Source organism: Pantoea sp. B566, from assembly GCF_024793925.1.
Classification (GTDB): domain Bacteria; phylum Pseudomonadota; class Gammaproteobacteria; order Enterobacterales; family Enterobacteriaceae; genus Pantoea; species Pantoea ananatis.
Window position 1 is genome coordinate 1,408,061 of record NZ_JANUQL010000003.1, and the last position, 23,891, is coordinate 1,431,951.

The following is a 23,891-nucleotide window of genomic DNA, read 5'->3' on the forward strand; positions in this document are numbered from 1 at the left end:
CGCCAGGCGGCTGCGCCAGAAAACTCTCAAACCTTGAGCTTTAACGGTTTTTCAGACGGCTTCCACAGGTTTCTCCGGCCTGATACCGACAAAATAGCGTATCAGCAGCGGAGACACGCTGCCGTCAGGAGAAAATCATGATACGTGGAATCTTACTGGCTGCCGTTGTAGCCATGTTAATGCCGCTGGCAATGCACACCGCTCAGGCCTCAGATACATCCGTGCGTCTCGCGCCCGGCGTAACGCTTCATCTGGGCGATCGCGATCGCCGAGGTTATTACTGGGACGGTCACCACTGGCGTGAGCCGCGCTGGTTTAACGATCGCTATGCTTATAAAGAGCGTCGCTGGTGGCGACACGAAGCGTGGCGACGTCATCAACAGTGGGAACGCGAACGCCGCTGGCACGCACGCGACAGACAACATCGCTGGGAGCATGAGCATCGCCACTGGCACGCTGAACGCCGCGAACACCATCGCTATCCTGAACGCTATCGCTAAAGCGCGCCTGTTAGCCCGTACGGGTTGGCAGGCCACCTGAGGTGATAGTGCCAGCTCTACTTCACTCTGGCCATGACAAAGCCATCCCAGCCCTTTTCGCCTACGGTTTGAATCGCCGTCGCGTCCAGCCGGGGATCGCTGGCAAGCAGTTGGAAAAATTCACGCACGCCCTGCACGTTGCAGTCTGTGGACGTCCCCTCTGTTACCGCCCCGCCTCGTACAACGTTGTCGGCAATAATGACCGTGCCGGGGCGCGCCAGAGTGACTGCCCAACGCAGGTAGTGCGGATTGTTTCGCTTATCCGCATCAATAAAGATCAGGTCGAACGGCCCCTGCAGTTGAGGCAGCACGTCCAGTGCTGCACCGAGACGCAGATCGACACGTTCGGCCAGCCCTGCACGGTGGATGTTCTGCCTGGCAACCTGCGCATGATGGCTGTCAGCTTCGAGAGTGGTAATTTTACCTTCCGCACCCAGCGCCTGAGCCATCCAGAGGGTGCTGTAACCTCCCAGCGTGCCAATTTCCAGCACGCGTGAGGCATTAATCATTTTGATAAACAGCCCGAGCATCTTGCCTTGCAGGGCAGAAACATCGTGAGCAGGCAGCCCCGCCTGACGGTTGGCGACAAGCGCGGCTTGAAAATGGCTATCGGCAGGAATAAGTTGCTGAGAAAAGTAGTCGTCGACCGCAGCCCATTTTGGCTGGTCTTCTGAAGGATAATCCGGTGTCCGCATCGTTCCGCTCCTGAATCAACAAGACAGAAGAAAATATAAACGGATACGGATAAAGCTCAAGGCAACAGGCTTTAAAAGCTAAAGATGGGCTGCCTGACGGGTTGCCAGGCAGCGACATTACATTCCCATCATCTGGCCGATCAGCAGATAGGCGTTAAGACTCACCACCAGCACCACGATGACGCGGCCGGTGTTTTGCATCAGCCGTGAATTGACCAATGCCTCGCCCATCAGCTCACGGTTGCCGGTGAAGGCCAGCAGCGGAATGAGAGCCAGCGCGATACCAAAGCTCAGTAACACCTGACTCATGACTAACACGCGCGTGGGATCCCAGCCGGCCCAGATCACAATAAACGAAGGCACCATGGTTACTGCGCGTCGCACCCACAGCGGAATATAGAATTTTATAAATCCCTGCATGACCACCTGTCCGGCCAGGGTGCCCACCACGGTAGAAGACAGCCCCGCCGCGACCAGGCTTAAGCCAAACACTGTGGCGGCAGCGTGGCCCAGTAACGGCTGCAACGTGGTGTAAGCCTGATCGAGCTCGGCAATCCCGCTGTGGCCGCTAAAATGGAAGGCGGCAGCGGCCGTGGCCATCATCGCCAGATTGACAAATCCCGCAATGGTCATGGCAATGGCGACATCAAGCTTGGTGGATGAATAGCGCCGGGCCTGACTGTCACTGCTTTTTCCCTGGGTCAATGCAGAATGCAGATAAATCACGTGCGGCATAATGGTGGCGCCCAGCACACCCGCAGCAAGAAAGACCGCATCCGCGTTGGGCAGAGACGGCAGCGCCATGCCTGTCACCAGTTCACTGACCTTGGGCTGGGAGAAAAACAGCTCCACAATGTACGCTGCCGCCACAAACAGCAGCAGGCCACCAATCACCAGCTCCAGCGGCTTTTGCCCACGGTTTTGCAGCATCAAAATAAGCACGGTGGCCACGCCGGTAAGCACAGCGCCCTGCATCAGGGACACACCCAGCAGCAGTTTAAAGCCCAGAGCGGCACCGATAAATTCTGCGAGATCGGTCGCCATCGCGATGATCTCCGCCTGTACCCAATAGAACCACACCGCCGGACGGGGAAAACGATCGCGGATGTGTTCCGCGAGGTTTTTGCCCGTCGCAATGCCCAATTTGGCTGACATCAACTGGATAAGCATCGCCATGATATTGGCCCATACCACGACCCAAAGGAGCTGGTAACCGTAAGCAGCACCCGCCTGGATATTGGTCGCAAAGTTGCCCGGATCGATATAGCCGATAGCGGCGATAAACGCGGGCCCCAACAGGGCGAGTTTCACTTTTCTTGCTCCGCGAGCGGCGCGCTCGGCGGCACGGCTTTCAAACATATTGGCTACCCTGTCGTTGGTTTACCTGTGCAGCTTAAAGCGACACAGGTGCAAGTGAAATGCGGTTTTAGTAATCAGTGTAATAGATAGTGCTATAAAGTATAGCCATTGCTATAAATTGGAGGTGCAGAATGCCTCAAGGTCAGGCGCAATTCCCCTACTCTACGTGTTGTTTAAATTACAGACAATAGGTTTAAGTGAATATGATGTGAACAATTTGGTTACAGGGCGTGATCGGTGAGAGTATTCTGAGAAAATTGGCGATATTTAATACTTATATTGTGGTGGAGATCTCGTTTTTCGGTAAGCCGTTACATAGAATACGCAGCAAAATACAATCCTCCTCAAATTTGGAGCAATCATGTCCCATATTTTGCAGTTTCTTTTAGCACTAGTGGTCGTTGGCGTGCTGGCCCTGCTGGTCAGCCACGACAGAAAAAGTATTCGGGTTCGCTACATCGTACAGCTTCTGGTTATTGAGATCGTTCTGGCATGGTTCTTCCTGAACTCGGAAGCCGGTCTGGGATTCGTCAAAGGATTTGCCGGTTTCTTCGATCATCTTCTGAAATATGCCGCTCAGGGTACCAACTTCGTGTTCGGTAACATGAATGATAAAGGCCTGGCGTTCTTCTTCCTGAACGTATTGTGCCCCATCGTGTTCATCTCAGCCCTGATTGGTATTCTTCAGCACTTCCGCATCCTGCCATGGGTCATCCGTGGAATTGGTACCGTGCTGTCTAAGATCAACGGCATGGGCAAACTGGAATCTTTCAACGCCGTAAGCTCTCTGATTTTGGGACAGTCTGAGAACTTTATCGCGTACAAAGATATTCTGGGCAAAATGTCTCAACGCCGTATGTACACCATGGCGGCCACTGCGATGTCGACGGTTTCCATGTCTATCGTGGGCGCTTACATGACCATGCTGCAACCTAAGTATGTTGTCGCTGCGCTGGTGCTGAATATGTTCAGTACCTTTATCGTGCTGTCGCTCATCAACCCTTACCGCGTTGACAGCGAAGAAGATCTGCAACTGCAGGATCTGCATCAGGGTCAGAGCTTCTTTGAAATGCTGGGCGAGTACATTCTTGCCGGTTTCCGCGTCGCCATCATCGTTGCAGCCATGCTGATCGGTTTTATCGCACTGATTTCGGGCCTGAACGCGCTGTTTGACTTCATCTTCGGCGTGACCTTCCAGGGCGTGCTGGGTTATGTCTTCTACCCCTTTGCGTGGGTGATGGGCGTGCCATCAGGCGAAGCCCTGCAGGTCGGCAGCATCATGGCAACCAAACTGGTTTCCAACGAGTTTGTAGCCATGATGGATCTGCAGAAAATTGCCGGTCAGCTGTCACCGAACGCGGAAGGCATCCTGTCAGTATTCTTAGTCTCATTCGCCAACTTCTCGTCTATCGGCATCGTCGCTGGCGCCATCAAGGGACTGAACGAAGAGCAAGGTAACGTGGTTTCACGCTTCGGTCTGAAACTGCTGTACGGCTCAACGCTGGTCAGCGTGCTGTCTGCGGCGATTGCAGGCCTGGTACTGGCATTCTGAGTTCGCGTTCTGCCCACATTAAGGCGAGTCAAACGACTCGCCTTTTTTGTCACCCTCCCATCCATAACCCCTTGTCCGCCGGAACCTGAGTGCCGGGCAAGAAAGTTGACCCCATCTGTCGCCCTGATAAATACTGCCCTTGTCTGCTAAGCGGAAGATCTCGCGGTTTACCACGCACCTCCGCATCGTTCAGTTATCGACTGTGTTTGCCATACAGGAGCCATTATGAGTCTGGATCCACAGGGTTTTATTGTTACCCTGCTCTTTGCAGACGTTCAGCCCGCGTTTCAGGCTGTCATTGACGATGCCCTGGCCCACCTGAGCGCTAACTATCGGGATAGCCTGCACAGCGTTTATCTTTACGGCAGCGTAGCGTCGGGAAGCGCCGTTGAGGAAGAATCTGATTTGGACCTGTGCCTGATATTCCGCCATTCACCTGATCGGGCGCAGCAAAACAGCCTGGCCGCTCTGAAAAAGGCGCTGGCCGTAAAGCATCCGGTAGTGAGTAAAGTCGATTTTGATATCGGCACGCTCGATGAGGCCCGCGCGCCGGAGAACAGCCTTTCCTGGGGATTCTGGCTGAAGCACCATTGCCGTTGTCTCTATGGCCAGGATCTCTCTGCGCTTTTTGGGCTTTACAGGCCATCCCGCGCGCTGGCTTGGGCGATAAACCGCGATGTCACAGAGGTGCTGAGCGAGTATGCAACGCGTCTGTCCCGCGCCAGCCAGCCCTGGCAGCAGCGGCCACTTCAGCGCGCGGCTGCCAAAAAGCTGATTCGCGCCACCAATATGTTACGTAAAGATAGCGACACGGACTGGCCGCGCAGCCTTGAGGAGCACGTTGAGCGGTTCGTTGCGCGTTATCCGGGGCGTGAAGCGGCAATAGCCTTCTTTTTCGCAGAAAGTCAGGCACCACGGGCGACGGCTGAGGCGTTTATTCTACAGCTTAATGACTTCCGTCGATGGCTGACGCAACAATTAGGCTGAATTCAGGCACAACGCCAGGTGATAAACGCCTGCTGTGTTGCAGAAAGATAACGTCAAAGAGGATAAATCGCACAGGCACGCTATATACGCTTGTGTGTGGATTGACGAAGAGAAATATCAGAAAGGCTGAGAAGCCAGAGATTTGGTGGAGATAAGCGGGTTCGAACCGCTGACCTCTTGCATGCCATGCAAGCGCTCTCCCAGCTGAGCTATACCCCCACATCTGGAAATCATTTTTTCAGTGCCAAACTTTTGGGAAGAAGTTTGGTGGAGCTAAGCGGGATCGAACCGCTGACCTCTTGCATGCCATGCAAGCGCTCTCCCAGCTGAGCTATAGCCCCGAACCGAAAAAACCGTCGTGTTAAGCGACGGACGGCATAATATGCAACCCCCCATGGAGTGTCAACGGCAAAATCACATTCTGTGTTTGATCGCTGAAAAAGACGGCAAACTCAGCGTGATGACGTGCGTTTGTTTCTCTCCTGCCCTTGTTAACATCGTGAAAGGAGCCTGGTTGAAGAGTAACTTTTTATCGGCAGTTAAGTTAATTCACGGTTAAATATGTTATGGGAATTATCTTGTCTTCCCGGTAATGTCGTGTAAAACTTAGCCCGCTATCTAATACGGCTGCATGGTTTTCTCCAGCGCACCGTTCTTCAACCAGGCGTTTTCGCTCCAATACTAAAATCAATAGAGAATATATGTCGCTGCATACACCCAAAGAGATCGCCCAACTGGCGATTCAGGCTGGCGTGGCAAAAAGCCATGCTTCCATTAGCTCCTTAATCATTCTTGGCTTCATGGCAGGTGCCTTTATTGCTACAGGTTTCTTGCTGGATGTTCATGTCATTAACTCTCTCCCTGCTGACTGGGGCTCATTTGGCGGCTTCTTAGGGGCTGCGGTGTTCCCGGTGGGATTGATCCTGACCATTCTGGCCGGTGGCGAACTGTTAACCGGTAATATGATGACGTTGCCTGTTGCCTGGTTTGCACGCCGTATTAGTGGCTACAGCGTATTACGCAACTGGTTCTGGGTAACGATTGCCAACTTCCTTGGCAGCATCGCTATCGCCTGGTTCTTTGGCCACATGCTGGCCATGACCGAGGGTGATTACCTGAAAAAGACGCTGGCGATTGCGAATGCCAAAGTCCATGCCGATTTCCTGCATGCGTTCATTTCTGGCATCGGTTGTAACTGGCTGGTATGTCTTGCCGTGTGGCTGGCCTTCGCCAGTAAAGATGTGGTCGGCAAAATTTTCGCGATGTGGTTCCCGGTCATGGCGTTTGTGGCCATTGGTTTCCAGCACGTTGTGGCGAATATGTTCATTATTCCTGCTGCGATCTTTGCCGGACAGATGAGCTGGGCTGAATATTTGCCTAACTTCGTGGCGGTATTCTTAGGTAATGCCGTCGGCGGTGCCGTTTTCGTTGGTCTGGCTTACTTCCTCGCTTTCCGCCCCGCAGCCGAGCAGCCAAGCACTGCGCAATAAACAATCCCCTGCCTTTTGTTGAGAGACAAAAGGCAATTTCGTTTCCTGTTACTTTCACGCGTTACGATTTGCTGTAATATGTATGGCTAATGTATTGAACAGGGACAGCATCGTGAAAAAGGAATGGCTAACTCCGGAAGAACTGGCAATCGAAACGGGCTACAGTCGGCAGACGGTGAACAAATGGATCAAACGCGAGAACTGGACGACCACGCCAAAACCCGGCGTTCAGGGCGGAAAAGCCAGACTGATTCATATTGATGAACGCGTGAAAAGTTTCATTCAGTCGACGCGCAACCTTAATGAACCCACGGCAAATTATACTCCCCCACCGAATTCATTACCTGCGTTATTGATAAGTTCTGTCCAGCAAATGAGTCAGAACGAGCAAGATCAGCTCACGGCGTTGATTTTGCGGGAAGGGATAAAAGGTGTGCTTGACCGACTGGGCATTCACGAACAATAAAAAAACCGGAAGCGCGATGCTTCCGGTTTTTTTTCGTCTCAGACAATCACGTCCCGCGGCCTGGCCTTCATCGGTTAATGCCAGAAAGCGCTCGGCCGCAAGCCGCCTCTCGTGGAAGAGAACGGTTACTGGCTCTGTGCTTCACGCTCAGCAATAAAGGCCAGTGCTTTTTCAATACGCTCAACGCTGCGGCTACGGCCAATGGCTTCCACCGTCACATCCAGTCCGGGAGACTGACCGGCGCCGGTGACGGCGACGCGCAGCGGCATGCCGACTTTGCCCATGCCCACACCCAGCTCATCCGCGCTCTGCTGAATAGCCTGATGCACCGTTTCTGCATTCCAGTCAGTCAATGCGACCAGCTTGTCGCGAACCACTTCCAGCGGCTGACGCGCGACTGGACGTAAATGCTTTTTCGCGGCATCGGCATCGAATTCTGAAAAATCCTGATAGAAATAGTGACACGATGCGGCCATCTCTTTCAGCGTCTTGCAGCGCTCGCCCAGCAAGGTCACCAGCTTTGCCAGTTCCGGGCCAGTGCGGGTATCAATGTTCTGCTGTTCAATATGCCACTGCAGATGGGTTGCCACGTACTCAGGCGGCAGCGCATTAATATAGTGGTGATTTAGCCACTGCAGTTTTTCGGTATTAAAGGCGCTGGCCGATTTACTGACCGCGTCCAGGCTAAACAGCGCCGTCATCTCTTTGACAGAGAAAATTTCCTGATCGCCATGTGACCAGCCCAGACGTACCAGATAGTTAAGCAACGCCTCTGGCAGATAGCCGTCATCACGGTATTGCATCACGCCTACTGCACCATGACGTTTAGACAGTTTCTTACCGTCGTCACCCAGAATCATCGAAACGTGGGCATAAACCGGTACCTGTGCGCCTATCGCCTTCAGGATATTGATCTGACGCGGGGTGTTGTTGATGTGGTCTTCACCGCGCACAACGTGGGTGATGCCCATATCCCAGTCATCGACCACGACGCAGAAGTTGTAAGTCGGTGAGCCATCGGTACGGCGGATAATCAGATCGTCCAGCTCCTGGTTACTGAACTCAATCGGACCGCGAATCTGATCGTCAAAAATAACAGAGCCTTCCTGTGGATTACGGAAGCGCACTACATGCGGCTCATCAGCGGCATGATGCTCATGGCTGTCACGGCAGCGGCCGTCATAGCGGGGTTTTTCGCCGTTGGCCATCTGCGTTTCACGCAACGCTTCAAGACGTTCTTTCGAGCAGTAACATTTATAGGCAGTACCCGCTTCCTGCATTTCATCAATGACGGCGTTGTAGCGGTCGAAGCGTTTGGTCTGGTAATAAGGGCCTTCATCCCAGTCCAGGCTCAGCCAGTTCATCCCATCCATAATAGCTTCGATGGCTTCCGGTGTAGAACGCTCAAGATCGGTATCTTCAATGCGCAGTACAAACTCGCCCTGATGATGACGGGCAAAGAGCCATGAGTAGAGTGCGGTACGAGCGCCACCTACGTGTAAGAAGCCGGTAGGGCTTGGCGCGAAGCGAGTTTTGATTTTCATTCAGTATTGCCTTAAATGCGCAGGTTCGTTGTCTGGATGACAAAAAACGGGTTAGACGCGAAAACAGTGCGCATATTCTAGCATCTGATGATGAATCCTCAATGCATGCAAGACAGCAGAGCGGCAGCAAAGCCTGTATTTCTGCTAAGAAAACCAGCACATTGGATAAAATCCCTACGGGATGTTTAAAATTAAACCGAACGCACAATTATGTTTTAAAAAGCGTTGACTCAAAATCAACTATCCCTATAATGCGACTCCACACAGCGGGGGTGATTAGCTCAGTTGGTAGAGCATCTCCCTTACAAGGAGGGGGTCGGCGGTTCGAACCCGTCATCACCCACCACTCTTAAGAAGGTTTAAGGTGGCCCGCAGTGACAAGAGATAAGATATGGGTGATTAGCTCAGTTGGTAGAGCATCTCCCTTACAAGGAGGGGGTCGGCGGTTCGAACCCGTCATCACCCACCACTCTTAAGAAGGTTTAAGGTGGCCCGCAGTGACAAGAGATAAGATATGGGTGATTAGCTCAGTTGGTAGAGCATCTCCCTTACAAGGAGGGGGTCGGCGGTTCGAACCCGTCATCACCCACCACTTCGGGTCGTTAGCTCAGTTGGTAGAGCAGTTGACTTTTAATCAATTGGTCGCAGGTTCGAATCCTGCACGACCCACCAATGTTGAAAGGCGCCCTAAAGGCGCCTTTTTGCTGTGCGTAAAACGTGCGGGATGAGAACCTGCCGCAGGTTCGACTGAATCGCAAAGCGGTTCAGGCTGATGCGTCAGCATCACCCGCAGGGCGAGGCCCACCGGGCCGAGGCAATCCTGCACGACCCACCAAATTTAGAAAAAAGCGCCTTCAGGCGCTTTTTTCGTTTCTGTGCGCCAGTGTCTATAGTGCAGGATGAGAACCTGCTGCAGGTTCGACTGAATCGCAAAGCGATTCAGTCTGATGCGCCAGCATCACCCGCAGGGCGAGGCCCACCAGGCCGAGGCAATCCTGCACGAGCCACCAAATTTATCCGCCCTGACGCCAGACTGTAAGAATCTTTTCGTAAAATTAACATTTTGGGGCATTAAGCTTTTGCGGCAAGCGTCCGATAACCTAAAACGTCTATTTGCAAGGAGATCATAATGACAACGATATTAACCAGCACGCCGAGTATCGGAAGCAGCAGTTCATCAGACACAACCAACTCAAGTGATACCGCATCACAAATCGCCAGCCTGAATAAGCAGATTTCTCGTCTCAACGACCAACTGAAAAGTTTGGGTGACGATAAGACGATGACCACAGAGCAGAAAAAGAAGCAGCAAGATACGATTAAGGCACAAATCCAGGTTTTAGAAGCGCAAATCCAGCAGTTACAACGCAAAGAGCAACAGAAAGCTGAAGCAAAGCAGGCGCAAAAAGAAGGTAATACTGCATCTGCAGATGGCGTTAACCGCCCGACGCAGACCAATCAACTCGATGTCTATATCTAAAACGCCGGTCTTGACTCGCGTTGTTGCGTCAGCAATCTTGCCTGCTGACGCACCTCCTGCCAGATCGCTTCGGCCGCTGGCGTTAATGAGCGATTTTTACGCTTAATTAAAGTCAGGGTGCGATTGATCTCCGGATAAAGACGGCGCACCGTCAGCGCCCGTCCTGCCGGAAGCGGTAACGCTAGCGCCGGTAAAATGCTAATCCCAATGCCGGCATCGACCATAGGAAACAGCGTTGCGGGATGGCCGATCTCCTGAACGACATTAACGTTGATATTTTGCTGGCGTAAAGCCGCATCAATTAATACCCGGCTGCCTGAAGCGTAATCCTGCAGCACCATCGTCCTGCCGTCCAACATAGACCACTGCGCCTGTGCTACCTCGCCAAGCGGATCGTCCTCACGACACAACAGCAAAAAAGGTTCATCCAGAATAGCGCAGCCGTCAAAATCGGTGTCGTTAAGCGGTCCGATGACGATGCCAAAATCCACTTCAGCATTGCGGACGCTTTCTAACACCCACTGCTGTACGCGGTCGTGCAAAATGATTTTTATGTCCGGATAGCTATGCTGGCTGGCAGCAAGGCACTGCGGCATCAGGTGCGCAGAGATGGTCTGACTGGCCGCGATTCGCACCGTGCCACTGCGCTGTTCACCGTAGCTGCGAATATCAAGCAGCGTCGTGTTTATCTCTTCGAGCAGCCTTTCCATGCGGGAGGCCAGCTGTTGGCCCGCCTCGGTCAGCACGACTTCGCGCGTCGTCCTGTCCAGCAGGCGAACGCCAATTTCATTTTCCAGCTCTTTTATGCTGTGGCTTACGGCCGACTGGCTCAGACCAATAGCCTGCCCTGCCTGACTAAAACCGCCGTAATGCGCTACAGCAACAAAGGTGCGTAGCTGACGCAAAGAGTAATTCATCGATTTCTCACATAGATTAATCTAATAAATCAATTTTATTTCTAAACCCACATCGCGCACAATCACCTCAGCCTAAATTTAACCGGATTTTAACGATGGGATTTTTACGTATAGACCCAATGATGATAAAGCTTATCATCACCGTATTATTGGCCTCTTTTATTCCTGCCAGAGGTCATTTTGTTGACTTTTTTCAGTACCTGACCACCGCCGCGATTGCGCTGCTTTTCTTTATGCATGGCGCCAAATTGTCGCGGGAAAAAATCATTGCCGGTAGCAGCCACTGGCGGCTCCATCTCTGGATTATGTGCAGTACCTTTGTGCTGTTCCCGGCTATCGGTATGTTAATTGTCTGGTGGCATCCGGTAAAAGTTGGTGCCGAGATTTATACCGGCTTCCTCTATCTGTGTATTTTACCGGCCACGGTACAGTCAGCTATCGCCTTTACCTCAATGGCGGGCGGAAACGTTGCTGCCGCGGTCTGTAGCGCCTCGGCATCTTCCCTGCTGGGCGTATTTATCTCTCCCCTGCTGGTGAATCTGGTTATGGACGTTAACAACAGCGGACCGGGTGATGGCCTTGAGCAGGTGGGTAAAATCATGCTGCAGCTGTTGGTGCCTTTTGTTTTAGGCCATCTGTCACGTCGCTGGATCAGCGGCTGGGTGGAAAGAAACCGGAGTCTGATTGGTATTACGGATCAAACCTCTATTCTGTTGGTGGTCTATTCCGCCTTCAGTGAAGCGGTGGTAAACGGCATCTGGAAACGGGTTGGCGTTGATACGCTGCTGTGGATTCTGGCGGGATGTCTACTGCTGCTGACTATCGTTCTGTTGATTAACTACTTTGCCTCTCGCCTGTTTGGCTTCAGCCGTCAGGATGAGATCGTTGTCCTGTTCTGTGGTTCCAAAAAGAGTCTGGCAAACGGTGTGCCGATGGCGAACATTCTGTTCCCCGCCAGCGCCGTGGGCATTATCGTCTTGCCACTGATGATCTTTCATCAGGTGCAGCTGATGGTGTGTTCGTTTATTGCCGGGCGTTATAAGAAAACCAATGCATTGCAGGCTAAAAAAGATAAAGCCGCCGTGGTGGAATCGCAGAAATAACCGAAACGCGTAGAAAATCGCTGCCTCGTTTGCTCAATATAACGAGGCAGCGTAATTACTCACCGCGCTTCAGGGGCTTCACCAGGCCTTCCAGCCCCTCAATTTTAATCGTCAACGTCAGTTGCATCAGCTCACCTAAACGTCCTGAAGGAAAGTCGCCACTGCGGGCGAACCACAGCAGGTAAGGTTCAGGCAAATCAATCAGCACCCGGCCTTTGTATTTGCCAAACGGCATGACCGTGTTAGCTATTTCAACCAGATACTGTTTGTCCATGTCAGGCTCCCAGCAGACGAATCATTTCAGCTTCATCGATCACTTCGATGCCCAGTTCCTGCGCCTTCGCCAGTTTTGAACCGGCCGCTTCGCCCGCGATAAGCAGATCGGTTTTCTTCGATACGCTTCCACTGACTTTCGCGCCGAGTTCGGTAAGGCGCGCTTTCGCGTCGTCACGGTTCATCTGTGACAGCGAGCCGGTGAGCACCACGGTTTTGCCTGCAAACGGACTGTCAATCTCTTCCGCTTTAACCACCATCACCTGGGGCCAGTTGATACCAATGTCTTCGACCAGCTGGCGAATCACGTCGCGATTGCTCTCTTCTTCCATAAAGTGACGTACGTGCTTCGCCACCACGGTGCCCACATCCTGCACTGCGATCAGCGCGTCCAGATCGGCATCCATTACCTTTTGCAGCTCGCCAAAGTGGTTAGCCAGGTTAGCCGCGGTCGCTTCGCCAACCTCGCGAATACCGAGCGCATACAGGAAACGCGCCAGCGTAGTGGATTTGGCTTTTTCCAGGGCGTCGACCACATTCTGCGCCGATTTCGCCCCCATCCGATCCAGGCCGGTTAAGGTTTCACGGGTTAATCGAAACAGGTCTGCCGGCGTCTTGACGTACTCTTTCTCTACCAGTTGATCGATAATCTTATCGCCCATCCCCTCGACGTCCATGGCGCGGCGCGAGACAAAATGTTTCAGCGCTTCTTTACGTTGAGCACCACAGATCAACCCGCCGGTACAGCGTGTGACAGCTTCGCCTTCGACGCGTTCAACATCGGATCCGCATACCGGACAGTGGGAAGGGAACAGGATTTCACGCGCGTCTTCAGGGCGTTCGCTGACAACGACATTCACCACCTGAGGAATCACGTCACCAGCACGGCGAATCACAACTTTATCGCCAATACGCAAACCAAGACGTTCTATCTCATCGGCGTTATGCAAGGTCGCATTGCTGACCATTACGCCAGCGACCTGCACCGGCTCCAGGCGCGCCACAGGCGTAATCGCGCCAGTGCGGCCCACCTGGAATTCAACGTCGCGCACGACGGTCATCTGCTCCTGAGCGGCAAACTTAAAGGCTACCGCCCAACGCGGCGCACGGGCGACAAAGCCCAGCTTCTCCTGCAGATCCTGAGAATCGACTTTGATCACGACGCCGTCGATGTCAAACCCCAGTTCTGCACGCTGCGCGTCAACCTCGTGGTAAAAGGCCAGCGCTTCATCCACGTTATGAACCAGACGAATACGATCGCTGACCGGCAAGCCCCACGCTTTAAACTGTTGCAGACGCGCCATATGGCTGCGCGGCATCTCGCCACCTTCCAGCAGGCCAATGCCATAACAGAAAAACGTGAGTGGTCGTTTTGCCGTAATACGGGGATCGAGCTGGCGCAGTGAACCCGCCGCGGCGTTGCGCGGATTGGCAAAGACTTTACCTTCGGTGCGGCGCGCTTCCGCATTCAGCTTTTCAAAGCCGTTTTGCGTCATAAACACCTCGCCCCGCACTTCGACGCGGGCAGGAATGTTCTCGCCTTTGAGCCGCAGTGGGATCGCGCGGATTGTCCGCACGTTGCTTGTAATATTCTCGCCAGTCGTACCGTCACCGCGGGTTGCCGCACGGGTTAACAGTCCGTCTTCATACAACAGGCTCACGGCCAGGCCATCCAGTTTGAGTTCACAGCAGTAGACCAGATCGTCACTGCTTTTTAGCCGATCCTGCACGCGCTTGTTAAATGCTCTGAAGCTGGCTTCGTCAAAGGCATTATCCAGTGACAGCATGGGCACTTCATGCCGGACCTGCTCAAACACCATTAAGGGAGCCGCCCCGACGCGCTGCGTAGGTGAGTCAGGCGTAATCAGGTCAGGATGCTGTTCTTCAAGCTCGCGTAGCTCGCGCATCAGGCGATCATATTCCGCATCCGGTACTTCCGGTGCGTCCATAACGTGATAAAGGTATTCATGATGGCGCAGCGTCGTGCGCAGTTCGGTGATGTGTTCCTGGACGGATTTCATATAACCCCATCAGATAAAAAACCCCCGACAGGCGGGGGTTTATCATAACAAATTGAAAAAGTGTGGATTAGTCCCGGGATTCAACCACATCGCGGATACGCGCTTTGTAGGTTTCCAGTTTTTGTGGCGTCATCATACGGCGCTCGTCATCGAGAACCACACCGCCCACATCGTCCGCAATACGCTGTGCGGACTGTAGCATCAGCTTAAAGTTTTGATTCGCATCGCCATACGACGGCACCATCATAAAAATAGACACGCCGGGCGTGGTGAAATCAGTCATTTCATCCGGATTGAACGAGCCAGGTTTCACCATATTGGCCAGGCTAAACAGCACAGGGCCGCTGCCCGCCGGGCTGAGGTGACGATGGAAAATATTCATTTCACCAAACTGAAAACCGGCCTGCAAAATCCCCTGTAACAGGGCTTCACCATTTAGCTGACCACCGGAATGGGCGGCGACATGCAGAACCAGCACCGCTTCTTTCGGCTTGCTGCTGGTTGCAGGGCGCGCTTCAGGTTGCTTAGGCGGCGGCGGGCTGACGACCTCAGGCGCGGGTTCAGGCTCAGCCTGATAAACGGGATTGGGCTGAACGCTATCCAGCGGGTCAGAATCCAGCAGAGGATCTGCCTGTACCGGTGGCGCAACAAAGGTTGGCTGAGGCGCGGGCTGTTGGCGTGCAGGCGCTGGCCGCGGCTGTGCGGATTCAGGCTTAGGTGCTGGCGCAAACAGGGGATCGCTTTCCGGCGCTGATGTGGCAGGCTGACGTGCACGCTGTGGCGTTACAGGCGCGTGCTGCTCGTCTGGCTGCGTATCGCGAATATCATCGAAGTGAGGTTCCTGATGGTCGCGGGCATGGCGCACACGCACTTCACCCACGCCGTCATCAACGTCGTCGGTAAGCGTCTCATCATCATGTTCATCACGTTGTTTCAAACGTTTGTGCGGGCGATCGCGGAACACTGAAGAGCGCTCTTTACGGCTGGTCCACAGTCCGTGAATAAGAAGCGCTATAATGGCGATCGCGCCAACAACGATTAATATCAGACGCAAATCCTGCATCATTGTATTCTCTGTTGTTCCAATACCTTGCCACCGCGGCAAACTTTATTCTCTAACTGTATTTGCCCTGCCAGATAAGTGCAAGTCTGTGCAGTATTTTCTCACAAATAAGATAGACCACCCACGCTTTTTCGCTGTTTTTTTACCCAAACGGCACCTGGAGAGGTGAAAAAGCCAGGTTATAGTAGACGCGCCTTACCATCTTCAGGAGAACGGGCTTTATGGTTGTCAACAATTCGGTTTCCGCTTTTAACGGTTTGCATTACTTCAGCGAGGGCTGGAAGCTGGTCAGATTGCCCGGTATTCGACGCTTTGTGATTATCCCTTTACTGGTCAACATCCTTCTGCTGGGCGGGGCTTTCGTGTGGCTTTTTTACCAGCTTGATAGCTGGATCCCGCAGTTAATGTCCCACGTTCCCGACTGGCTGCAGTGGCTGAGCTATTTGCTGTGGCCGCTGTCGGTGATTTCCGTGGTACTGGTGTTCAGTTATTTCTTTTCCACCCTTGCCAACCTGATTGCCGCCCCCTTTTGTGGGCTACTGGCCGAACAACTGGAAGCCCGCCTGACCGGGAAACCGCTACCTGACAGCGGCTGGGTAGGCCTGCTCAAAGATGTTCCCCGCATTATGAAACGCGAATTGCAGAAGCTGGGCTACTACCTGCCACGCGCGCTGGGCTTACTGCTGCTCTACTTTATTCCGGGCTTTGGGCAGACCGTCGCGCCCGTTTTATGGTTTATGTTCAGCGCGTGGATGTTATCGATTCAGTACTGTGACTATCCTTTCGATAACCACAAGGTGGGTTTTCAGCAGATGCGCCAGGCGCTGCGTCAACACAAGACGGCAAACATGCAGTTTGGTGCACTGGTCAGCCTGTTTACGATGATTCCGGTCGTTAATCTGGCCATTATGCCGGTAGCTGTTTGTGGCGCAACGGCAATGTGGGTCGATCGTTATCGTGCGAAGCTTGCTCGTGGCACCTGAGCTAAATCATCAACTATCCTTATGCAATTTTTGGCAGGTCTTATTGCCATGAGACATATAGATATATGATTTCTTTCCTTCCGCCAGAAAGAAGAACAGGTATGCTCTGAGGGTTCCCAATAATTCATACAGTTAAGGACAGGCTATGAGCAAGATTTATGAAGACAACTCTTTAACAATTGGTCATACGCCGCTGGTTCGACTGAACCGCATCGGTAACGGCCGCATCCTGGCGAAGGTGGAGTCCCGTAACCCGAGCTTCAGTGTGAAATGCCGTATCGGTGCCAATATGATTTGGGACGCGGAAAAACGCGGTATTCTTAAGCCTGGCATTGAACTGGTTGAGCCGACGAGCGGCAACACCGGCATCGCGCTGGCCTACGTGGCGGCGGCACGCGGCTATAAACTGACGCTCACCATGCCGGATACCATGTCTGTTGAGCGGCGCAAGCTGCTGAAAGCGTTAGGCGCAAATCTGGTGCTGACCGAAGGCGCAAAAGGCATGAAAGGTGCCATCTCAAGAGCTGAAGAGATTGTTGCCAGCGATCCAGACAAATTCCTGCTGCTGCAGCAGTTCAGCAACCCGGCTAACCCGGAAATTCATGAAAAGACCACCGGCCCGGAAATCTGGGAAGATACGGATGGCGAAGTGGACGTGTTCATCGCCGGTGTGGGTACCGGCGGTACCCTGACCGGGGTAAGTCGTTACATAAAAAACACCAAAGGCAAAAAAGAATTGATCACGGTCGCGGTTGAGCCAACCGACTCACCGGTCATTGCCCAGGCAATGGCGGGCGAAGAGTTGAAACCCGGCCCCCACAAGATTCAGGGGATCGGTGCTGGCTTTATTCCAGGCAACCTGGAGCTGTCGCTGATTGACCTGGCAGTGGCTATCACCAACGAAGAAGCTATCTCCACTGCACGTCGTCTGATGGAAGAAGAAGGCATCCTGGCCGGTATTTCATCTGGCGCCGCCGTTGCCGCCGCGCTGAAGCTGCAGGAAGATGAAGCTTACGCCAATAAAAATATCGTCGTGATTCTCCCCTCTTCCGGCGAACGCTATCTCAGTACTGCCCTGTTTGCCGATCTCTTTACCGAAAAAGAGCTGCAATAGCCCGAAACGGGTGCGGATAAATGCCTAAAAAGCACCCGGATGGGTGCTTTTTTGTGGCCCAGATCTCACTTTCACCATGTCGCAGATTGATTTCACTCACGTGGCTCTGGTATTTAGACTGCCAATTATTTCGAAGCCTGAAATTAATCCTCCTTTGAAGTGGATCAAGCTGAGTCAAGATTCAGATTTAGTGAAAGGGCAAATCACGGCATAATTAACCGGTGACGTGCTCAAATCGCTTTTTGACACTCAGCGGGAATGAAAGACTCATTCAAGCGCATTGTTAGACAGTAAGATGTATACCCGCGCACCTTCACAGGCTAAAGTTAGGGCTCCAGGCTAGACTTTAGATCCATAACACTAATCCTGAAAAAGTTGGGGAAATAGAATGTTCCAGCAAGAAGTTACCATTACCGCACCAAACGGACTGCATACTCGCCCTGCTGCGCAATTTGTCAAAGAAGCTAAAGCCTTCCAGTCAGAAATCACTGTCACCTCCAATGGTAAATCTGCCAGCGCTAAAAGCCTGTTTAAGCTGCAGACACTGGGTCTGACCCAGGGCACCGTTGTGACCCTTTCTGCGGAAGGTGAAGATGAGCAAAAAGCCGTAGAGCATTTAGTTAAGCTGATGGCGGAACTGGAGTAATCTCCTTTCTGCACCGCTTTAAAACGACTCTTCTGCGCCATTGCGTGCAACATCTTGATCGCGGACAAACTGTCCGCGTTATTGCTTTCGTAGAGTACGTGTCCCACGACTATGGCAATGCAACGAGTCCAGTCAGCCATCGTGATTAAAAGGTAGGGTTATGATTTCAGGCATTTTAGCATCACCAGGTATCGCTTTCGGCAAAGCTCTGCTGCTGAAAGAAGACGAGATCGTCATCAACCGTAAAAAGATTTCAGATGATCAGGTTGAGCAGGAGATCCAGCGCTTTCTTCAGGGCCGCGGCAAAGCGGCTGAACAGCTGGAAGCCATTCGCATCAAAGCCAGCGAATCCCTGGGTGAAGAAAAAGCAGCGATCTTCGAAGGCCACATCATGTTGCTGGAAGATGAAGAGCTGGAGCAGGAAATCACCGACCTGATCAAAAAAGATCACGCAACTGCCGATGCCGCGGTGAATTCCGTGATTGACGCTCAGGCTAAAGCGCTGGAAGAGCTGGATGATGAATACCTGAAAGAGCGTGCGGCGGACGTGCGCGACATCGGTAAACGCCTGCTGCAAAATATTTTAGGTCTGCACATTGTCGATCTGAGCGCAATCCAGGACGAATCTATTCTGGTGGCGAAAGATTTAACGCCGTCAGAGACCGCACAGCTAAACCTGAAAAAGGTGCTGGGCTTTATTACCGACCTGGGTGGTCGGACGTCGCACACGTCTATCATGGCGCGTTCGTTAGAAATCCCTGCGATCGTCGGCACCGGTAACGTGACCACCTCCATTAAAAACGGTGACTTCATCATTCTGGATGGCGTGAACAATGCGATTCACGTCAATCCGTCTGACGCCGTTCAGGAAGAGCTGAAAGCGGTTCAGAACCAGTACCTGTCCGAAAAACATGAACTGGCTAAGCTGAAAGATCTGCCCGCGGTAACTCTGGATGGTCATCAGGTTGAAGTCTGCGCCAACATCGGCACCGTGCGAGATATCGCCGGCGCAGAGCGTAATGGCGCTGAAGGTGTCGGTTTGTATCGCACCGAGTTCCTGTTTATGGATCGCGATTCGCTGCCGACCGAAGAAGAGCAGTTCCAGGCGTACAAAGCCGTTGCTGAAGCGATGGGCTCGCAGGCCGTTATCGTGCGTACCATGGACATTGGCGGTGATAAAGACCTGCCTTACATGAATCTGCCAAAAGAAGAGAACCCCTTCCTCGGCTGGCGTGCTATTCGTATCGCGATGGATCGTAAAGAGATCCTGCATGCTCAGCTGCGCGCCATTCTGCGTGCCTCCTCGTTCGGCAAGCTGCGTATCATGTTCCCGATGATTATTTCGGTCGAAGAAGTCCGCAGTCTGAAAGCCGAGCTGGACATGCTTAAAGCGCAGTTACGCGAAGAAGGCAAAGCGTTTGATGAGTCAATCGAAGTCGGCATTATGGTCGAAACGCCTGCCTCAGCCGTGATTGCCCGCCACCTGGCTAAAGAAGTCGACTTCTTTAGCATTGGGACAAACGATTTGACGCAGTATACTCTCGCAGTAGATCGTGGTAATGATTTGATTTCGCACCTGTATAACCCAATGACACCGTCAGTGCTGAACCTCATCAAGCAAGTTATTGATGCGTCTCATGCTGAAGGTAAATGGACTGGCATGTGTGGTGAGCTGGCAGGTGACGAACGTGCTACACTACTGTTACTGGGAATGGGGCTGGACGAATTCAGCATGAGTGCCATTTCTATCCCTGGCATCAAGAAAATTATTCGTAATACACATTTCGAAGATGCGAAGGCGTTGGCAGAGCAGGCACTGGCTCAACCTACGGCGGAAGACTTAATGAACCTGGTTAACAAGTTCATTAAAGAAAAAACGCTCTGCTGATCCACGAGATGCTGGCCCCAAATTACTGCTTAGGAGAAGATCATGGGTTTGTTTTCTAAACTTTTTGGCGAAAAAACAGATAGCGCTGGGACAATTGATATCGTAGCGCCTCTGTCAGGCGAAATCGTGAACATTGAAGACGTACCAGATGTGGTGTTTGCAGAAAAAATCGTGGGTGACGGTATTGCGATCAAACCAAGCGGCAACAAAATGGTTGCTCCGGTTGACGGGACTATCGGCAAGATTTTCGAAACCAACCACGCATTTTCAATCGAATCAGATAACGGCATTGAGCTTTTTGTTCACTTCGGTATTGATACCGTTGAACTTAAAGGCGAAGGCTTCAAACGTATCGCTGAAGAAGGTCAGAAGGTTAAAAAAGGCGACGTGGTTATTGAGTTCGATCTGGCGCTGCTGGAAGAGAAAGCGAAATCAACCTTGACGCCTGTTGTCATCTCCAACATGGATGAAATCAAAGATCTGACGAAGCTTTCTGGTCAGGTCATTGTGGGTGAAACCCCTGTGATTCGCATCAGGAAGTAAACGAAAAACGGCACCTGAGGGTGCCGTTTTTTTATGTTCGTTTTCCGCGTTAATCCGGCTGCCAGCGCGGCAAACGCAGCGTGAGCTCCAGCCCGCCTTCCGGTCGGTTAACGGCGTGCACTTCCCCATGATGCGCCAAGACCACTTTACGTACGATAGCCAACCCCAGCCCGTAACCTTTGCCCATCAGCGGAGAATTCACGCGTACAAACGGGTCAAAGATACTGGAAAGTTTGGTTTCTTCCACACCCGGCCCCTGGTCACGTACGTGAATAGCCAGCCACTGCGATTCCACCTTCAGGCTCACATGAATACGTTGTCCCGGCAGCGAGAAGCGCAGCGCATTGCGTAATACGTTTTCAATGCCACGGCGGCACAGTTCCGCATTGCCACGCACCGTATGATCGGCGCGCTCATCAACGTCATACACAACATCCACACCGGGGATCTGCGCTTCATAACGTAAGTCTGTCACCACCGCCTCCAGCAATCCCGCAAGGTCAAAATAGTGTTCTCCCGGCATGCTTTCGTGTTCTGCACGCGCCAGAGTCAACAGCTCGCCGATCATCTTATCAAGCCGTTGCGCTTCTTCGTCAATGCGATCCAGTGAGGTACTGACATTCTCTGGCCTTTGACGTGCCAGCCCGGTGGCCAACTGCAGGCGAGCAAGCGGTGAGCGCAGTTCGTGAGAGATATCATGAAGCAGCGCCTCACGCGCCTTCACCAGCGTATCCAGCCGTTCTACCATGGCATCGAATGCCTGAGCCACGCTCGACAGCTCATCGTGGCGTTTACGCAGTGCCGGATAAAGCCGGACGCGTAAATCCCCATTAGCCACGCGCGAAAACCCTTCGCGTAGCTGTCGCATTGGCCGGGTCAGGTTCCAGGCCAATAGCAAACTGAACAGCAGCCCTACCGAGCCAGCAAAAATAAACATGGGTTCAGGTATGTTCAGAAAGTTGTGTGGTCGCCCTTCCCGACTCAGCTCACGCATTCCTCTGAGGTCGTACATCAGTTCATAATCGTTGCCGTCTGCACCCTTTACCTGACGCACCAACCGATTGGGGAAAAACGATTTATCAGTGGTATCGGAAACCGGCGGCGGCGCGCTGACGGCGGGCTGAAGGTCATCAACAGGACTTATGCTCAGGAACTGGCGTTCCTCAGGCGTCCACTCTGCTGTCATCACCTTGAGTGCGGCTGGCCCTTCACGTTCCAGCACGGACGTGGCTGATGCCATTAACACATCCGCCAGACGCTGTGTTACCTGGAGTTCAGGCGGATGGTGGCGGGTTCCGGAAAGTGAAAAACCCAGCCAGATAAGCTGGCTGATGATGAAAAATACCAGCCAAAAGCCCAGCAGGATTTTCCAGAACATGCGTCCGCGATAGCTGTGACTCATCGAATGCGATAGCCAATGCTGCGAACGGTTTCAATCGTAATGCTCTCCGCCGTGAGCGCACTGAGCTTCTGACGAATATTACTGATGTGAACATCCACGCTGCGATCGTAAGCTTCGCGCGGTCGGCCCAGACCTTTTTCTGACAGTTCGTCTTTCGTCACTACCCGGTCGGGTGAACGCAGCAGCAAATCGAGCAGGTTAAATTCTGAGGCGGTCAGGTCAAACGTTTTGCCCTTCCACTCCGTAATCCGCCTGGCAGAATTAAGGGTGAGCTCGCCCCACTGCAGTATCTCTTTTTTGTCCTGCTGCGGTGCAAGCTCCTCAACCCGGCGCAGGACCGCGCGCAAACGCGCAACCAGTTCACGGGGATAACAGGGTTTGGGCATATAGTCATCCGCGCCCATTTCCAGCCCGATGACCCGATCAATATTATCGCCTTTGGCGGTCAGCATAATTACCGGCAGGCGGCTTTGCTGACGTACCTGGCGCAGCACGTCGGTGCCACTCATATCGGGCAACATAATGTCCAGTATCATGGCGCTAAACTCCCCCGACAGCGCTCCCTGAACCCCGGCACTGCCGGTTAACACCAGCTGAGCGTCAAAACCTTCTGTTATCAGGTATTGGCTTAACATGGTGCCTAACTCTACGTCGTCATCTACCAGCAAGATTTTCATTGTTATCTCTCATGCGTAACTGGCGCTATTTTGAACCGAGCCAGCGTAATGCGCAGCCGGTTTTACGCGATCCTTACAGATGCGACTAAGCATAGTGCCAACTCCGGTAAATAAAAAAGGCTTATGCGCCCTGGTGGGCAACACACGCCTTTTTTAACGCATCGGTATTGAGGAGGACGCTACTGATAAATTCCGGTTGAGAGATAGCGATCGCCCCGGTCGCAGACGATAGCCACCACCACACTCCCCGGATTCGCCCGGGCGATGCGCAGTGCGCCAGCAACCGAACCGCCGGAACTGACGCCGCAGAAGATGCCTTCACGTCGCGCTAACGCGCGCATGGTTTCTTCGGCTTCCTGCTGTCCCATATCAATGATGTCATCCACCAACTCAGGGCGATAAATGCCCGGCATGTAAGCCTGGGGCCAGCGGCGGATGCCGGGAATGCTGCTGCCTTCGGTAGGCTGCAGGCCAATCACTTTAACGCCGGTCTGGTGATCCTTTAAAAACCGGCCTACGCCAGTAATGGTTCCCGTGGTACCCATGCTGGAAACAAAGTGGGTCATTCGCTGTTTCGACTGCTGCCACAGCTCAGGCCCGGTGGTTTGGTAATGGCCGAGCGGGTTATCCGGGTTATTGAACTGGTCCAGTACCCTTCCTTCGCCCCGTGCCGCCATCTCCTGAGCCCGATCGCGTGCGCCTTCCATCCCCTGCTCGCGGCTAATCAGCACCAGTTCTGCGCCGTAGGCGCGCATCGCATCCTGCCGCTCCTGACTCATGTTGTCGGGCATCAGCAGCCGCAGCCGATACCCCTTCATCGCGGCAATCATCGCCAGCGCAATGCCGGTATTGCCACTGGTGGCTTCGATCAACTGGTCGCCCGGCGTAATGTCGCCGCGCAACTCGGCCTGGTGGATCATCGACCAGGCGGCCCGATCTTTCACTGAACCGGCAGGGTTATTGCCTTCCAGCTTAAGCCAGACTTCACTGCCGTTGTCAGGCGCCAGGCGCTGTAATCTGATGAGCGGCGTATTGCCGATGGTGTCTTCCAGAGTGGTCACGATGCATTTCCTGGCAAAACCCTCTCCGCCCTGATCCAGGCCACAGCCCGGGTTATCGCGGTATTCAGGTCATTAAAAAGGCGGGACA

Annotated in this window: 22 protein-coding genes, 6 tRNA genes and 2 other RNA genes; 18 read left to right on the forward strand and 12 right to left on the reverse strand. The window is 53.1% G+C overall.

Features of this window, described 5'->3' with window-relative positions; translation table 11 throughout:
- Positions 1-137 precede the first annotated feature (137 nt).
- Positions 138-500: a DUF2502 domain-containing protein gene (locus NYE92_RS08155; RefSeq protein WP_064374160.1), complete on the forward strand. Its 363-nt coding sequence runs from the start codon at positions 138-140 to the stop codon at positions 498-500.
- Positions 501-556: 56 nt separating this feature from the next.
- Here NYE92_RS08155 and NYE92_RS08160 read toward each other — a convergent pair whose 3' ends face one another.
- Together NYE92_RS08160 and NYE92_RS08165 are read right to left on the reverse strand one after the other, a co-directional pair.
- Positions 557-1,234, reverse strand: coding sequence for an O-methyltransferase (locus tag NYE92_RS08160; RefSeq protein ID WP_019106046.1), 678 nt, complete (start codon positions 1,232-1,234; stop codon positions 557-559).
- Between the two features lie 117 nt (positions 1,235-1,351).
- Positions 1,352-2,593, reverse strand: coding sequence for an Nramp family divalent metal transporter (locus NYE92_RS08165; RefSeq protein ID WP_013026627.1), 1,242 nt, complete (start codon positions 2,591-2,593; stop codon positions 1,352-1,354).
- Positions 2,594-2,954: 361 nt separating this feature from the next.
- On the opposite strand from NYE92_RS08165, the gene NYE92_RS08170 reads away from it, so the two are divergent.
- Positions 2,955-4,145 (forward strand): NupC/NupG family nucleoside CNT transporter, encoded by a 1,191-nt coding sequence (locus NYE92_RS08170; RefSeq protein ID WP_014594244.1) that lies wholly within the window; start codon positions 2,955-2,957, stop codon positions 4,143-4,145.
- A 225-nt stretch (positions 4,146-4,370) separates the two neighbouring features.
- Positions 4,371-5,132 (forward strand): nucleotidyltransferase domain-containing protein, encoded by a 762-nt coding sequence (locus NYE92_RS08175; RefSeq protein WP_259018851.1) that lies wholly within the window; start codon positions 4,371-4,373, stop codon positions 5,130-5,132.
- Positions 5,133-5,275: 143 nt separating this feature from the next.
- Here the strand turns inward: NYE92_RS08175 and NYE92_RS08180 are convergent.
- Positions 5,276-5,351, reverse strand: a tRNA-Ala gene (locus tag NYE92_RS08180).
- 46 nt (positions 5,352-5,397) lie between these two features.
- Positions 5,398-5,473 (reverse strand) — tRNA-Ala (locus NYE92_RS08185).
- 360 nt (positions 5,474-5,833) lie between these two features.
- Here NYE92_RS08185 and NYE92_RS08190 point away from each other — a divergent pair.
- Positions 5,834-6,622: a formate/nitrite transporter family protein gene (locus NYE92_RS08190; protein ID WP_013026630.1), complete on the forward strand. Its 789-nt coding sequence runs from the start codon at positions 5,834-5,836 to the stop codon at positions 6,620-6,622.
- A gap of 112 nt (positions 6,623-6,734) precedes the next feature.
- On the forward strand, positions 6,735-7,088 hold the full coding sequence (locus NYE92_RS08195; RefSeq protein WP_024471562.1) for a YfeC-like transcriptional regulator: 354 nt from the start codon (positions 6,735-6,737) through the stop codon (positions 7,086-7,088).
- 125 nt (positions 7,089-7,213) lie between these two features.
- Here NYE92_RS08195 and gltX read toward each other — a convergent pair whose 3' ends face one another.
- On the reverse strand, positions 7,214-8,632 hold the full coding sequence (gltX, locus tag NYE92_RS08200; protein ID WP_029569055.1) for a glutamate--tRNA ligase: 1,419 nt from the start codon (positions 8,630-8,632) through the stop codon (positions 7,214-7,216).
- Between the two features lie 270 nt (positions 8,633-8,902).
- Between gltX and NYE92_RS08205 the strand changes: the two genes are divergently transcribed.
- From NYE92_RS08205 to NYE92_RS08235, 7 genes are all read left to right on the forward strand, one after another.
- Positions 8,903-8,978 (forward strand) — tRNA-Val (locus NYE92_RS08205).
- 47 nt (positions 8,979-9,025) lie between these two features.
- Positions 9,026-9,101 (forward strand) — tRNA-Val (locus tag NYE92_RS08210).
- Between the two features lie 47 nt (positions 9,102-9,148).
- Positions 9,149-9,224, forward strand: a tRNA-Val gene (locus NYE92_RS08215).
- Between the two features lie 4 nt (positions 9,225-9,228).
- Positions 9,229-9,304 (forward strand) — tRNA-Lys (locus NYE92_RS08220).
- Between the two features lie 31 nt (positions 9,305-9,335).
- Positions 9,336-9,467: non-coding RNA, RtT sRNA (locus NYE92_RS08225), on the forward strand.
- Between the two features lie 43 nt (positions 9,468-9,510).
- A non-coding RNA gene (locus NYE92_RS08230) (RtT sRNA) lies at positions 9,511-9,642 on the forward strand.
- Positions 9,643-9,761: 119 nt separating this feature from the next.
- Positions 9,762-10,112, forward strand: a complete 351-nt coding sequence (locus NYE92_RS08235; RefSeq protein WP_013026633.1) for a FlxA-like family protein — start codon at positions 9,762-9,764, stop codon at positions 10,110-10,112.
- Here the strand turns inward: NYE92_RS08235 and NYE92_RS08240 are convergent.
- Positions 10,109-11,029 (reverse strand): LysR family transcriptional regulator, encoded by a 921-nt coding sequence (locus NYE92_RS08240; RefSeq protein WP_015699782.1) that lies wholly within the window; start codon positions 11,027-11,029, stop codon positions 10,109-10,111. The genes NYE92_RS08235 and NYE92_RS08240 overlap by 4 nt on opposite strands.
- A 95-nt stretch (positions 11,030-11,124) precedes the next feature.
- Between NYE92_RS08240 and NYE92_RS08245 the strand changes: the two genes are divergently transcribed.
- Positions 11,125-12,132, forward strand: a complete 1,008-nt coding sequence (locus NYE92_RS08245) for a bile acid:sodium symporter family protein (RefSeq protein ID WP_013026635.1) — start codon at positions 11,125-11,127, stop codon at positions 12,130-12,132.
- 55 nt (positions 12,133-12,187) lie between these two features.
- Here the strand turns inward: NYE92_RS08245 and NYE92_RS08250 are convergent, their stop codons facing one another.
- From NYE92_RS08250 to zipA, 3 genes are all read right to left on the reverse strand, one after another.
- Positions 12,188-12,406 carry a DUF3820 family protein gene (locus tag NYE92_RS08250; protein WP_013026636.1) on the reverse strand — a complete coding sequence of 73 codons (219 nt, stop codon included), beginning with the start codon at positions 12,404-12,406 and terminating at the stop codon, positions 12,188-12,190.
- Position 12,407: 1 nt separating this feature from the next.
- Complete coding sequence (ligA, locus tag NYE92_RS08255) at positions 12,408-14,426, reverse strand: NAD-dependent DNA ligase LigA (RefSeq protein WP_014594249.1); 2,019 nt, start codon at positions 14,424-14,426, stop codon at positions 12,408-12,410.
- 67 nt (positions 14,427-14,493) lie between these two features.
- Complete coding sequence (gene zipA / locus NYE92_RS08260; protein ID WP_014594250.1) at positions 14,494-15,492, reverse strand: cell division protein ZipA; 999 nt, start codon at positions 15,490-15,492, stop codon at positions 14,494-14,496.
- Between the two features lie 218 nt (positions 15,493-15,710).
- Here zipA and cysZ point away from each other — a divergent pair, with 218 nt between their 5' ends.
- From cysZ to crr, 5 genes are all read left to right on the forward strand, one after another.
- Positions 15,711-16,472: a sulfate transporter CysZ gene (cysZ, locus tag NYE92_RS08265; protein ID WP_013026639.1), complete on the forward strand. Its 762-nt coding sequence runs from the start codon at positions 15,711-15,713 to the stop codon at positions 16,470-16,472.
- Positions 16,473-16,617: 145 nt separating this feature from the next.
- Positions 16,618-17,586, forward strand: a complete 969-nt coding sequence (cysK, locus tag NYE92_RS08270; protein WP_013026640.1) for a cysteine synthase A — start codon at positions 16,618-16,620, stop codon at positions 17,584-17,586.
- Positions 17,587-17,974: 388 nt separating this feature from the next.
- Positions 17,975-18,232: a phosphocarrier protein Hpr gene (ptsH, locus tag NYE92_RS08275; protein WP_003848868.1), complete on the forward strand. Its 258-nt coding sequence runs from the start codon at positions 17,975-17,977 to the stop codon at positions 18,230-18,232.
- Positions 18,233-18,392: 160 nt separating this feature from the next.
- Positions 18,393-20,120 carry a phosphoenolpyruvate-protein phosphotransferase PtsI gene (ptsI, locus tag NYE92_RS08280; RefSeq protein ID WP_013026641.1) on the forward strand — a complete coding sequence of 576 codons (1,728 nt, stop codon included), beginning with the start codon at positions 18,393-18,395 and terminating at the stop codon, positions 20,118-20,120.
- Positions 20,121-20,162: 42 nt separating this feature from the next.
- Entirely contained in the window at positions 20,163-20,663 is a 501-nt protein-coding gene (gene crr, locus NYE92_RS08285) for a PTS glucose transporter subunit IIA (protein ID WP_013026642.1), read from the forward strand.
- Positions 20,664-20,712: 49 nt separating this feature from the next.
- On the opposite strand, the gene NYE92_RS08290 is transcribed toward crr, so the two are convergent.
- The 3 genes from NYE92_RS08290 to cysM form a co-directional block, all read right to left on the reverse strand.
- Positions 20,713-22,065: an ATP-binding protein gene (locus tag NYE92_RS08290; RefSeq protein ID WP_013026643.1), complete on the reverse strand. Its 1,353-nt coding sequence runs from the start codon at positions 22,063-22,065 to the stop codon at positions 20,713-20,715.
- Entirely contained in the window at positions 22,062-22,742 is a 681-nt protein-coding gene (locus tag NYE92_RS08295; protein WP_013026644.1) for a response regulator transcription factor, read from the reverse strand. The genes NYE92_RS08290 and NYE92_RS08295 overlap by 4 nt, the downstream gene beginning before the upstream one ends.
- A gap of 179 nt (positions 22,743-22,921) precedes the next feature.
- Positions 22,922-23,803: a cysteine synthase CysM gene (cysM, locus tag NYE92_RS08300; RefSeq protein WP_028725107.1), complete on the reverse strand. Its 882-nt coding sequence runs from the start codon at positions 23,801-23,803 to the stop codon at positions 22,922-22,924.
- Between the last annotated feature and the right edge of the window lie 88 nt (positions 23,804-23,891).

Coding starts and splice junctions, on each gene's coding strand:
- cysK (WP_013026640.1), top strand. CDS start 16,618: ATGAGCAAGATTTATGAAGACAACTCTTTAACAATTGGTCATACGCCG.
- NYE92_RS08250 (WP_013026636.1), bottom strand. CDS start 12,406: ATGGACAAACAGTATCTGGTTGAAATAGCTAACACGGTCATGCCGTTT.
- NYE92_RS08175 (WP_259018851.1), top strand. CDS start 4,371: ATGAGTCTGGATCCACAGGGTTTTATTGTTACCCTGCTCTTTGCAGAC.
- gltX (WP_029569055.1), bottom strand. CDS start 8,632: ATGAAAATCAAAACTCGCTTCGCGCCAAGCCCTACCGGCTTCTTACAC.
- NYE92_RS08190 (WP_013026630.1), top strand. CDS start 5,834: ATGTCGCTGCATACACCCAAAGAGATCGCCCAACTGGCGATTCAGGCT.
- ligA (WP_014594249.1), bottom strand. CDS start 14,426: ATGAAATCCGTCCAGGAACACATCACCGAACTGCGCACGACGCTGCGC.
- NYE92_RS08155 (WP_064374160.1), top strand. CDS start 138: ATGATACGTGGAATCTTACTGGCTGCCGTTGTAGCCATGTTAATGCCG.
- NYE92_RS08240 (WP_015699782.1), bottom strand. CDS start 11,029: ATGAATTACTCTTTGCGTCAGCTACGCACCTTTGTTGCTGTAGCGCAT.
- NYE92_RS08295 (WP_013026644.1), bottom strand. CDS start 22,742: ATGAAAATCTTGCTGGTAGATGACGACGTAGAGTTAGGCACCATGTTA.
- ptsI (WP_013026641.1), top strand. CDS start 18,393: ATGATTTCAGGCATTTTAGCATCACCAGGTATCGCTTTCGGCAAAGCT.
- crr (WP_013026642.1), top strand. CDS start 20,163: ATGGGTTTGTTTTCTAAACTTTTTGGCGAAAAAACAGATAGCGCTGGG.
- NYE92_RS08290 (WP_013026643.1), bottom strand. CDS start 22,065: ATGAGTCACAGCTATCGCGGACGCATGTTCTGGAAAATCCTGCTGGGC.
- NYE92_RS08160 (WP_019106046.1), bottom strand. CDS start 1,234: ATGCGGACACCGGATTATCCTTCAGAAGACCAGCCAAAATGGGCTGCG.
- NYE92_RS08235 (WP_013026633.1), top strand. CDS start 9,762: ATGACAACGATATTAACCAGCACGCCGAGTATCGGAAGCAGCAGTTCA.
- NYE92_RS08245 (WP_013026635.1), top strand. CDS start 11,125: ATGGGATTTTTACGTATAGACCCAATGATGATAAAGCTTATCATCACC.
- NYE92_RS08170 (WP_014594244.1), top strand. CDS start 2,955: ATGTCCCATATTTTGCAGTTTCTTTTAGCACTAGTGGTCGTTGGCGTG.
- ptsH (WP_003848868.1), top strand. CDS start 17,975: ATGTTCCAGCAAGAAGTTACCATTACCGCACCAAACGGACTGCATACT.
- cysZ (WP_013026639.1), top strand. CDS start 15,711: ATGGTTGTCAACAATTCGGTTTCCGCTTTTAACGGTTTGCATTACTTC.
- zipA (WP_014594250.1), bottom strand. CDS start 15,492: ATGATGCAGGATTTGCGTCTGATATTAATCGTTGTTGGCGCGATCGCC.
- NYE92_RS08165 (WP_013026627.1), bottom strand. CDS start 2,593: ATGTTTGAAAGCCGTGCCGCCGAGCGCGCCGCTCGCGGAGCAAGAAAA.